The organism is Herpetosiphon llansteffanensis, assembly GCF_003205875.1.
Classification (GTDB): domain Bacteria; phylum Chloroflexota; class Chloroflexia; order Chloroflexales; family Herpetosiphonaceae; genus Herpetosiphon; species Herpetosiphon llansteffanensis.
The window spans coordinates 1-10,129 of sequence record NZ_PUBZ01000164.1 but is presented as its reverse complement, the minus strand read 5'-3'; the positions used below and the strand labels follow the sequence as shown (position 1 = coordinate 10,129).

At 53.3% G+C, this 10,129-nt stretch carries 7 protein-coding genes; 2 read left to right on the top strand and 5 right to left on the bottom strand.

Translation table 11 applies throughout. The features are described from left to right. Positions 1-325 precede the first annotated feature (325 nt). Both C5S61_RS25720 and C5S61_RS25715 read left to right on the top strand, forming a co-directional pair. Positions 326-1,225, top strand: coding sequence for a hypothetical protein (locus tag C5S61_RS25720; RefSeq protein ID WP_110520314.1), 900 nt, complete (start codon positions 326-328; stop codon positions 1,223-1,225). Beyond that, positions 1,222-2,412, top strand: coding sequence for an energy-coupling factor transporter transmembrane component T family protein (locus C5S61_RS25715; protein WP_110520312.1), 1,191 nt, complete (start codon positions 1,222-1,224; stop codon positions 2,410-2,412). The genes C5S61_RS25720 and C5S61_RS25715 overlap by 4 nt, the downstream gene beginning before the upstream one ends. Here C5S61_RS25715 and C5S61_RS25710 read toward each other — a convergent pair. The 5 genes from C5S61_RS25710 to C5S61_RS25690 all read right to left on the bottom strand — a co-directional run bounded on the left by C5S61_RS25710 (position 2,399) and on the right by C5S61_RS25690 (position 10,034). After that, entirely contained in the window at positions 2,399-3,742 is a 1,344-nt protein-coding gene (locus tag C5S61_RS25710) for a S41 family peptidase (RefSeq protein ID WP_110520310.1), read from the bottom strand. The two genes, C5S61_RS25715 and C5S61_RS25710, sit on opposite strands and share 14 nt — an antisense overlap. A gap of 48 nt (positions 3,743-3,790) precedes the next feature. Continuing rightward, positions 3,791-4,873 carry an RNA-guided endonuclease InsQ/TnpB family protein gene (locus C5S61_RS25705; protein WP_110520316.1) on the bottom strand — a complete coding sequence of 361 codons (1,083 nt, stop codon included), beginning with the start codon at positions 4,871-4,873 and terminating at the stop codon, positions 3,791-3,793. Positions 4,874-5,029: 156 nt separating this feature from the next. Then, positions 5,030-6,112 carry a M20/M25/M40 family metallo-hydrolase gene (locus C5S61_RS25700; protein ID WP_110520308.1) on the bottom strand — a complete coding sequence of 361 codons (1,083 nt, stop codon included), beginning with the start codon at positions 6,110-6,112 and terminating at the stop codon, positions 5,030-5,032. Between the two features lie 22 nt (positions 6,113-6,134). After that, positions 6,135-7,874: a peptidoglycan D,D-transpeptidase FtsI family protein gene (locus tag C5S61_RS25695; protein ID WP_110520306.1), complete on the bottom strand. Its 1,740-nt coding sequence runs from the start codon at positions 7,872-7,874 to the stop codon at positions 6,135-6,137. Positions 7,875-8,648: 774 nt separating this feature from the next. Next, the gene (locus C5S61_RS25690; protein ID WP_110520304.1) at positions 8,649-10,034 is read right to left on the bottom strand and encodes an MATE family efflux transporter; all 1,386 of its coding nucleotides are present in this window, start codon (positions 10,032-10,034) and stop codon (positions 8,649-8,651) included. Between the last annotated feature and the right edge of the window lie 95 nt (positions 10,035-10,129).

The window sequence follows — 10,129 nt, the reverse complement described above, 5'->3', positions numbered from 1 at the left end:
GTTGTGGAGCATTCCCTCACCCCCCAGCCCCCTCTCCCACGTTTTCGTGGGAGAGGGGGAGCCGACCGTTGTTCACCAAGAATTGCGACAAGAACCACGGAATGAACGCCCCTCGCCCGCGCACGGGAGAGGGGTTGGGGTGAGGGGATCTTAAAACCTACCCTCACCCCCCAGCCCCTCTCCCACGAAAACGCGGGCGAGGGGGAGCAGCCGTTTTCTACCACGATTTCGGCAATCGCCACCCGATGAAAGCCCCGCGCCACGGGAGCGGGGTTGGGGTGAGGTAATCTCAAACAGTTATTGATCAAAATAGGAAACAAATCTCATGCGTCGTTTGTTGGTCGTTGTTATTGCCATCGCCATGCTGTTGCTTGGCAATTTGGCTCAATCGATTGCCGCCCAAGGTGATGGGCATCAATATCATGCTGCGGTGGTAGTGCAATATGCCTCTGGCGCGGTCGATGCGCGCTGCGTTGGTTTCGATCAAGAATCGATCAGCGGCTATGATGCCTTGCTGGCAGCAGGCTTTAATGTGGTGGCCGAAGGCTCCTCAATGGGGGCAATGGTTTGCTCAGTCGATGGCGTTGGCTGCGATTATCCCAATGAATCGTGTGCCTGCAAATGCCAAGGCGGCGATTGCACCTACTGGGCCTATAGCCATTTGCTTGATGGCGTGTGGCAATATTCCAAGCTCGGCGCTGGCTCCTACAAGGTGCGCGATGGCGCGGTCGAGGGCTGGGCCTGGGGTGGCGGCAGCGTCGAACGTGGCTCCACGCCACCAGTTATCAGTTGGGGCGAGGTTTGTGCCGCTCAAGCAGCACCAGTCGCAACCACAATTCCAGCAACGGAAATTCCAGCCATCGCTACCAACGAGCCAACCGCTATTCCAGATACTAATACCGTGGCTCCAACGCTGGTTGCGGACAGTCCAACGATCACAGTCAGCCCAACCAGCGCCGCAACTGTACCATTAGCAACCCAAGCAGAGCCAAGCGCAACCAACGTTGCCAGCCCAGCCAGCATTGTTAGCCCAACAGTTGCACCAACTGAGCAAGCAACCGCGAGCGCAACCAACGCGCCAACGGCTACCAACAGCGTAGTTAGCACGCCCAGCCCTACGCCAAGCACCACCAGCGGCTCAAACACTACCAACTATCTTATTTTTGGGGTGATTTTGCTGGCCTTAGCTGGCGCTGGCATCTGGAAACGCCAAAGCAAACGATGAGCAGCGAAGTCTATCAACCAGCGGCAGGCCGTGCGCGGGAAGCGCTCATCCAAGGAAAGCCAGCAACTGCCAGCAAGGAGTGGTCGAGCCAAGCCAGCCAACGCCAGCGCCGCATCGACCGCCCATGGGAAGGCGGCCATAGTTTGGCGTGGGTGGCTTGGTTGGTCGCAGCCTTGGCCTGCATCAGCCAAACCGATCAGCCATTGTATTTGTGTTTGATTGGCGCTGTAAGTTTATTAATTTGGCAACATTGTGCCTTGGATAGCCCGTTTCAAGCGGTTGTGCGGGTGATGCTGCAACTTGGCGGCGTGCTATTTGGCTTCAATTTGCTGTTTAGCGTGATTACCGCCAGCATGCTGCGTGGCCAAACTGTTTTATTTGAATTGCCAAGTTGGCGCTTGCCGCAGTTGCTTGGCGGCATTCAACTGGGCGGGCTGATTACCGCCGAACAATTGGCCAGCGGAGCAGTGCGCGGCTTGCGTTTGTGGACATTATTGCTCGTCGTTGGTACCTTCAACGCCTGCGTCAATCACTATCGGCTGTTGCGACGCACACCGCAAGGCTTTTTTCAACTTGGCTTGGTGCTGACGATTGGCTTGGCCTTTATTCCCCAAACTTTGCTGCGGCTGCGGGCAATTCGCGATGCCCAGCGGTTGCGCGGCCATCGCTTTCGTTCGTGGCGCGATGCATTGCCCTTGTTCGTGCCCTTGCTCAGCGGCGGCTTGGAGCAATCGCTGACCTTAGCCGAGGCGATGGAAGCTCGTGGTTTTGGGCGCACCCAGCGCGGCAAAATCGCAGCCCGCTGGACATGGCTTGGCTTAGCGGGAGTGCTGCTGGTGTGCGCTGGAGTTTGGGCTTTATTTTTCTATCGCACTGGCAGCGTGGCAGCAATGCTTGGTTGGCTTGGCTTGGCACTTGGTCTGCTTGCCATGCTGAGTTATTGGTGGCAAGCCAATCGGCTGATTATTCGTAGCAGTTATCGCCGCGAGCGCTGGACACGCCAAGCAACGCTGATCACGCTGTTGGCGGCTGTTGCGCCACTTGGGTTTTGGCTGGCACGCCGTTCGGGCATGGCAATGCTGTATAAAATTTACCCCAAACTGGATTGGCCACCCTTTGAGCCAATGCTGGCAATTGCTATTTTGGCCTTGTTAGCGCCACTGCTGTTTAAAGCTAGCGCTCGCTAAACGAAACAATCGCTTGCAAAATAGCCGGATCATTGGGAATCGTGTATTTAGTCCAATCTTCTTCAATCACAATGTTGGGCTGCACGCCGCTGGTTTCAAAATTGCGGCCATCGGGCAATTTAAAGCCCTCTTGCGCTACCCACAAGCGCGAACCATCATCAAAATTATATTGAAAAATAGTTTCGGTGTTGCCTTGGCTGGCTTGGCCAAGCACCAATGCGCCATTAAATTGCAGCGTTCCCGCCAGCACTTCTGCATACGAAGCGCTATCTTTATCGATCAACACGGCCAGCGGCACATCGCGCAACTGTTCGTACAATGTGCCAGGCTTAATCGTTAATGGATATAAATTATCTTGACTGTAGAAATTGCCAACCTCGCCGCTGACAAATTGGCCCAAAATACCTTCGAGCACGCTCCGCCAGCCACCACCATTGGATCGCAGATCCAAAATCAGGCCTTCAAGCGGCTGATCTGCGGCCAGTAATTCGTTTAATTCGCTGACAACTTGGGTGTGCATATCGTCGGCCCATAAGCTTGGAATCAGCAAATAGCCGATGGTTGGAGCGTTGGGCAAACGGCGGCCTGCTGGCGTAATTTTGCCAATCACTGGCTTGCGGGTAACCACCAACTCGCGCGGGTCGGATTGCGGCGTTTGTACCGTCAAGCGGACTTGGCTGCCATCGGGGCCACGAATTTGGTCGGAACTGGTAAAGGGTTGACCTTCGACTGCGGTAATTCGATCGCCGCGCATCAGGCCAGCTGCTTGGGCTGGGCTATCGGGGAAAACCAAGGTGATAAAGGCGGCGCTTTCTTCGTGAATGGTCAGCACGCCAATGCCAACATAGCTATCGGTGCCGTTGGCAACCGCATCTTCCTGCACCGCCTCGACTGGGCGGGCAAAGCGCGAATGTTGATCGTTGAGCTTGCCAACCATGCCTTCGAGAATCGTATACAGCGTTTCGTCATCGGGTGCTGCTTGCACTTGCGGCTCAATTTCGCTGCGCACTGCGGCCCAATCCATGCCATTAAAATCGGGATACAGATAATGCTCGTTGACAGTTTGCCAAACATCGTTGAACAAGGTCAGCCGCTGATCGGCTGTCATCGTTGGGGCAGGAGTTGGCGTTGTTTGGGTAATTTCAGGCGTTGCGCTTGGCTCAACTGTTGGAATTGCAGTTGGGCTAGGCGCAAGGGTTGGCGTAGCCAAGGCCACAGGAGCCGTGGTTGCGGTTAATGTTGGTGGCACAGTCGGGGTGGCCGCCCAAGGCAATTGGGGCGTACAACCAGCGAGCAAGACGATTAGCAAAAGCAACCAACGATAACGCATAACCACCCCTAAGTCAACCACCCCGCCCACAAGGGGCAGGGCTTGCACCTAACGCCGAAGCGTTGATGCCATAGGCAGGGTGACAACTGCCCGTTCGATATTGATTGCCGCGTTGTAATCCGCTGAGGTAGCGAATTGACACACGACACAACAAAACACGGCTTGGTTCTTCCGATTGCGCTTGTCGCAGTGACCACAGGCGCTACAGGTCCGCGATGTGTAGGCTGGATTGACCAGCACGACGCGCACCCCCGCTATGGCTGCCTTGTAGGTCACAAACTGTCGCAGTTGGTTGAAACTCCAATTGCTGTGTCGCGCCCGTTGCTGTCTGCCAGAAGCCTTGACCCGCGAACGGATATGCGTCAAATCTTCCAACGCTATCTGTCGCTTTGTGCATTTGGCTTTCGCAACAAGCCGCTTGGCTATCGTATGGTTTGTGTTGGTCTGGAAGCGGCGTTGTTTGCCGCTGATGGATTTCAAGCGCCGTTTAGCGTTCTTGGTTCCGACCGCTTGTAACGCAGAACGGCGGCGTTGATACCGCTGGCGTACCCGTTCAATCTGTGCGCCGCTGTAGGTTTCACCATCGCTATCGGTGCTAGTGTTCACGATGCCGAGGTCAACGCCTATCGTCCTGTCAACATCATCGGGCGTTGGTTCCTCAACATCACACGTTGCAAGGAGGTAGAACTGCCCATTGACATACGCAAGGTCGGTTTCACCGCGCCGCGATTGCAACAATTCCCATTGTCGCTTGCCGCACACAAACGGAATAGATTGTCGCCCGTTGACCGTCCATATACTGACGGACGGCGCGTGCATGTTCCAACTAAGGATACGATCATCATAGGAGATTGCGCCGTGTGGGGCGAATGTGCGCTGCACCGTACGGTCAATTTTGTACGCATCGGCAACTTTAGCGATCTGCCGCACAACCATTTGTGCCGACAGTCCCGATGTTGCCCTGATGTGGTCGTACACGAGTGTATGCACATCAAATTGTTTGAACGTTTGCGACTGCCACACCGTTTGGCTGATAGCATTGCACACGACGTTCGCCTGTTCCACCGTTCGCAGCAACGCTGCGTGTTGGTCGGACGTAGGCAACAATTTGAGTTGTGCAATCAACTTCATAATATGATTATACAACACCCCGAACGGTTGTGCAAGTTTGGAGGGCGGCGCTTCCTCCCCACCCACAAAGGGATGGGGTTTCCCGCCGCGCATTTCTGTGAAAGCCGCCGTAAACTGCCCGCAAGCAGCACAGCGGCTTACTGAGCAACGATCGATTTAGATCATCAAAAGCATTTGTTCGACGATTTGAGCCGCCCGTTGCAATTGCACAACCGGAATAAACTCATCGACTGAGTGAATATTTTCGTAGCCAATCGCCAAGTTGGCAGTTTCGATGCCGTTATTGCTGATGATGCTGACATCGCTACCGCCGCCAGTTACGACCAACGACGGCTCAAGGCCAATCGCCCGAATCGCTTGATTGAGCAATTGCACAATGGCAGCATCGGGAGCCAACACGCTTGGGCCATAATGTTGTTTATGTTCAATTTCAACGGTTGCGCCAAATTTGGCTGCTGCCTGCTCCAAGGCATTGCGCATGATTTGCCATTGAGCATCGAGCTTGGCTTGGTTGCGCGAACGAGCCTCGCCTTTGACCACCACCAAATCGGGCACAATGTTGTTGGCCTTGCCGCCCTGAATCGAGCCAATATTGGCGGTTGTTTCATCGTCGAGTCGGCCCAAGGGCATGGCGGCAATCGCATGCGCCGCCACTTCAATCGCGCTGATGCCTTTTTCGGGGGCAACCCCAGCGTGGGCCGAAACCCCAGTAATCGTGGCGGTAAATGAATCGTGAGCTGGCGAACCAACACAGATCGCGCCAACATCGCCATTTAAATCAAAGGCTAGGCCTTGTTTTGCTTGCAGCTTGCTGTAATCGAGGGCACGCGCCCCATACAAGCCAGTTTCTTCTTGCACCGTAAAGACTAATTCGATGGCGCGATGCTGCTTGCCCGATTCAATTACTGCTTGAACACCTTCCAAAAAGGCGGTCACGCCAGCTAAATCATCGGCTCCAAGCACCGTATCGCCAGCACTATAGATATTGCCATCACGCAGAACTGGCTCTTTGCCATGACATGGCGCGACGCTATCCATATGGGCGTTCAGCAACAATGGAGCACCAGCGCCAGCCAAACGGGCAATCACATTGCCAATTGCATCTTGCTCGCAACTTAAGCCCAGGGCTTGGCAGCGCTCGATCAAATGCGCGGCCATGGCGGCTTCGCCACCAGATGGATTATCGATTCGAACCAAAGTAAAAAACGTATCGAGCAGCCGCTCTTGATTGATAGCCATGAAAAATCCTTCAAAAAAACGCTTATGGATTGATTTCCAGTGCTGCGGTCATGACAATGCCTGCCAACGAGCCGCCAACACTCGTGCCTTCGCCACCATTCTCAACCATCACCGCCACCGCGTATTTGGGGTCGTCGAGCGGAGCCAACGAGATAAACCAAGCGTGCGGCGCACCAAGCGGATTTTCGGCAGTACCCGATTTACCACCAACGCTATAGCCAGGCACACCAGCAACCGTCGCTCCCGACCAACCTTGTTCAACGACAGCCTTCATCGAAACCCGAATCCGCTGCGAAACTTCGACGCTCATTGGATCGCCAATTTTGCGCGGGCGGGCTTGATACAACTCACCGCCTTGGGGTGTGGTCACGCGTTCGACCAAGTAGGGCTTCATCATATCGCCGTTATTGCCAATCGATTGGGTGATCATCGCCATTTCGAGCGGCGTAACCAACAAACGACCTTGACCATAAGCAGTATCAGCAATTGCCACTGGCTGGCTCCACCAATCGTCGCCATCTTCGCCGCCATAAAGTTGGCTTGGCGCAGATGGCAAGTCGGTCAGATCGCCGGTGTCGGGCAATTCATCGGCGGGGTAAATGTGGAAGCGCCGCGCTTGATCTTCAAGCAAATTGCGGCCCTCACTTTGTAAGCGAATGCCATATTGAGCAAAGGCGGTGTTGCACGAGAAGGCATACACGCCATCAAGCCCAAACTTTTGGCCAAATTTCTGGGCAATATAGCCAGCTTCGTCATCAACTGCATTGACCACTGGTACACTTACGCCCTCTTGCGGGAACAACTCGTTGGGACAGGTAATTTCCTCAGGCTTGCCAACATCGGGATTATTCAAAACCCCAATCGCCGTGACCGTTTTGAAGGTCGAGCCTGGTGGATATTGGCCTTGGGTCGAGCGAAATATCAAGGGCCGCGATTCATCGCTAATCAATGAGTTCCAATAATTAACCACCCGATCGCTTTCGGCGGCATAATCTTCTGCATCAAGCCGCAAGGTCAATTGCGAAGGATCAAAACTGGGCGTGCTGACCATAGCGCGAATTGCGCCGGTTTTAACATCCATTACCACGACCGAGCCAACCCGCCCATCAAGCGCCTTGAAGGCGCGATCTTGCAATTGAGCATTGATCGTAAGCTGAACGTTATTGCCTTCGCGTGGGCGACTAAACAGCTGATTTTGCAAATTTTGCCAGCTATTGCCCTTGCCACCAGCCAAATATTCGTTATAGCTACTTTCCAAGCCATATAAGCCATAGATGCTGCTGACATAGCCAAGTGTGTGACCAAACGCGCGCATATCGTATTGATTGGCGATTGGATAGGTGCGATACGAGCGATTATCCGAAACGATCACATTTTCGGCCATGGTCACGCCTTGCGAATCGAAAATCGCGCCGCGCTTAATTCGGTTGGTACTACGCACAAGCCGAATATTGCTGGTAACATTGCCATCGTCCTCGGCAACCACCCGATTATAAATTTCATCGGCGCGAATCACCTGCGTGCGCAGCAATTGCAGCGTCAACATCGTAAAGCCAATGATCATAAACAAGGCTAAGTTTTGGGTTGCAGTATAAATTCCGGTGGCACGTTGGGTGCGAATCGGCCAAATCGCAAAACCACCAAGCAACGTGGCAGCCCACAAACATGGCAACCAATGCTCTTCTTTTGACCACGGCACCATGCCATAGATGATCAAGCCAACCGCGATTAATCCAGCTACTGATTTCAAGAAACGCTGCATGCGACCGCTCTCCTGTAACCAAAACGTAGTTCCATTATAAAGCTAAATGGATCAGCCGCAATGAAAGCAGGATGAAAAGGCAGCATGAAGGGCAAAAGGCAGAAGCTGAACTTGGCTATAGGCTATGTGTACTGGTACATTGGATTGACAATCGTGTTCCCTCACCCCCCAACCCCCTCTCCCACTGAACGCGGGCGAGGGGGAGCCGACTCTTTTTTACCAAGAAATTGCTAAAAAACCACGGAATGAACTAGTACACATAACGCATAGCTCGCTATTCTCTGCGCCTCTGCGTTAAAAGTTTGAACCCCGACCCTGATCTGTAGTACATTGAAAGAGCAATGAGGAGCATGCCCTCACCCCCTCTCCCACTGAACGCGGGCGAGGGGGAGCCGACTCTTTTTTACCAAGAAATTGCTAAAAAACCACGGAATGAACTAGTACACATAACGCATAGCTCGCTATTCTCTGCGCCTCTGCGTTAAAAGTTTGAACCCCGACCCTGATCTGTAGTACATTGAAAGAGCAATGAGGAGCATGCCCTCACCCCCTCTCCCACTGAACGCGGGCGAGGGGGAGCCGACTCTTTTTTACCAAGAAATTGCTAAAAAACCACGGAATGAACTAGTACACATAACGCATAGCTCGCTATTCTCTGCGCCTCTGCGTTAAAAGTTTGATCCACGAAGATAAATACCCCCCAGCCCCTAATCCGTATGTTCTATGCTCTATGTTCTTACGGTTCATCCTTCATCCCTCATCCTTCATACTTTTTTAGACTTTGGCACTTTGCCATTTGCCTTGGCGGAAGCGCCACCAAGCCAAGGTTCCTTGCACCGCAAAATCGGTGCACATCGCCAGCCAAATGCCATTTAAGCCAAGATCGAAGTGTTTGACCAGCAGCCAAGCTAAGGGCAAGCGCACGCACCAAACACTCAGCATTTTGCTAATCAAAGGCCATTTTGGCTCGCCGCCGCCGCGCAAACTGCCGCTGAAGATAAAATTGGCCGCCAAGGCTGGCTGGGCAAAACCAACCATGCGCAAGGGCAAGGCCGCCAAACGCACAACTTCTTCGTCGGCTACAAAAAAGCGCAGAAAGACTTCGGGCGCAATCACAAACAGCAAGCCAATCGCGCTCATAAAAATTGCGCCTAAACGAAAGGCTTCGAAGCCACTTTCGCTGGCAGCTTGGGGCTGATTTGCGCCCATATGCTGGCCAACCAAGGTCGTTGCCGCCACCGCCATGCCCATGCCAGGCAAAAACGAGATGCTCTCAATCGTGATAATTGTGTTGTGGGCAGCATAGGCCGCTGTGCCAATATCGTTGATCAAATGGATGAAAATCAACAACGCTGCCTGAAAAATAAATTGTTCAGCGCCATAGGGCAGGCCTTGGCGTAAAATTCGCCACATCAAATTGCGATTAGGCCGTGGAATTTGATTAAGGTGCAAGCCAGAGCGACCGCGAATCAAGGTTGCAAGCACAATTAAACCGCCGACTCCTTGCCCGCTCATGGCTGCAAAAGCTGCACCGTTGATGCCGAGCGCCGGAAAACCAAGGTAGCCATTGACCAAGAGCAACGATAACACTGCATTGATGCCGTTGACCACCAACATCACTTTGAGCGGCGTGCGAGTATCGCCCGAGCCACGCAAAGCAGCGTTGCCTACATAGAGCATCGCCATCAACGGCATCGATAAGGATGAAATGCGCAAATAGCCCGCGCCATAACGCCGCACTTGTTCATTCGCGCCAAGCAAATCCATCAGTTGCGGCGCAAAAGCGTAGGCTAAAAACAGCCCAAGCAAGCCCATTGCTAGCCCAATAATCAAGCCTTGGCGCAAGGTTTGGTTAGCTTGTTCGCGCTCACCAGCTCCAATAAAGCGCGCAATCACCACCGTGCTGCCCAGCGCAACCGCCATAAAAAAGGTAATTAATGTCCATGTAACTTGGCTCGAAATGCCAGTTGCCGCCAACGCAACTTGGCGATCATAGCCATTGGCGGTTGCGACTTCAAGGCTCAAATGGCCAACCACATAGGTATCAACCAAGCCTACCATCAAACTCAATAATTGCTCGCCCACTGCTGGCAAGCCCAACTTTAATACAGCGCTGCGTTGGCTGCTGCGCCCACGAGTTGCGCCTACTGGAATTGCCATGATTTGTCCGTTACCTCATGCAATATGTCGATATATGCATAATAGCACAAGGGAACGAAAGAACATAGAACATAGAGCATAGAACATGTCTCTTA

Excerpts from the sequence above, each read along its gene's own strand:
- C5S61_RS25705 (WP_110520316.1), bottom strand. The coding sequence starts at position 4,873 with ATGAAGTTGATTGCACAACTCAAATTGTTGCCTACGTCCGACCAACAC.
- C5S61_RS25710 (WP_110520310.1), bottom strand. The coding sequence starts at position 3,742 with ATGCGTTATCGTTGGTTGCTTTTGCTAATCGTCTTGCTCGCTGGTTGT.
- C5S61_RS25715 (WP_110520312.1), top strand. The coding sequence starts at position 1,222 with ATGAGCAGCGAAGTCTATCAACCAGCGGCAGGCCGTGCGCGGGAAGCG.
- C5S61_RS25700 (WP_110520308.1), bottom strand. The coding sequence starts at position 6,112 with ATGGCTATCAATCAAGAGCGGCTGCTCGATACGTTTTTTACTTTGGTT.
- C5S61_RS25695 (WP_110520306.1), bottom strand. The coding sequence starts at position 7,874 with ATGCAGCGTTTCTTGAAATCAGTAGCTGGATTAATCGCGGTTGGCTTG.
- C5S61_RS25690 (WP_110520304.1), bottom strand. The coding sequence starts at position 10,034 with ATGGCAATTCCAGTAGGCGCAACTCGTGGGCGCAGCAGCCAACGCAGC.
- C5S61_RS25720 (WP_110520314.1), top strand. The coding sequence starts at position 326 with ATGCGTCGTTTGTTGGTCGTTGTTATTGCCATCGCCATGCTGTTGCTT.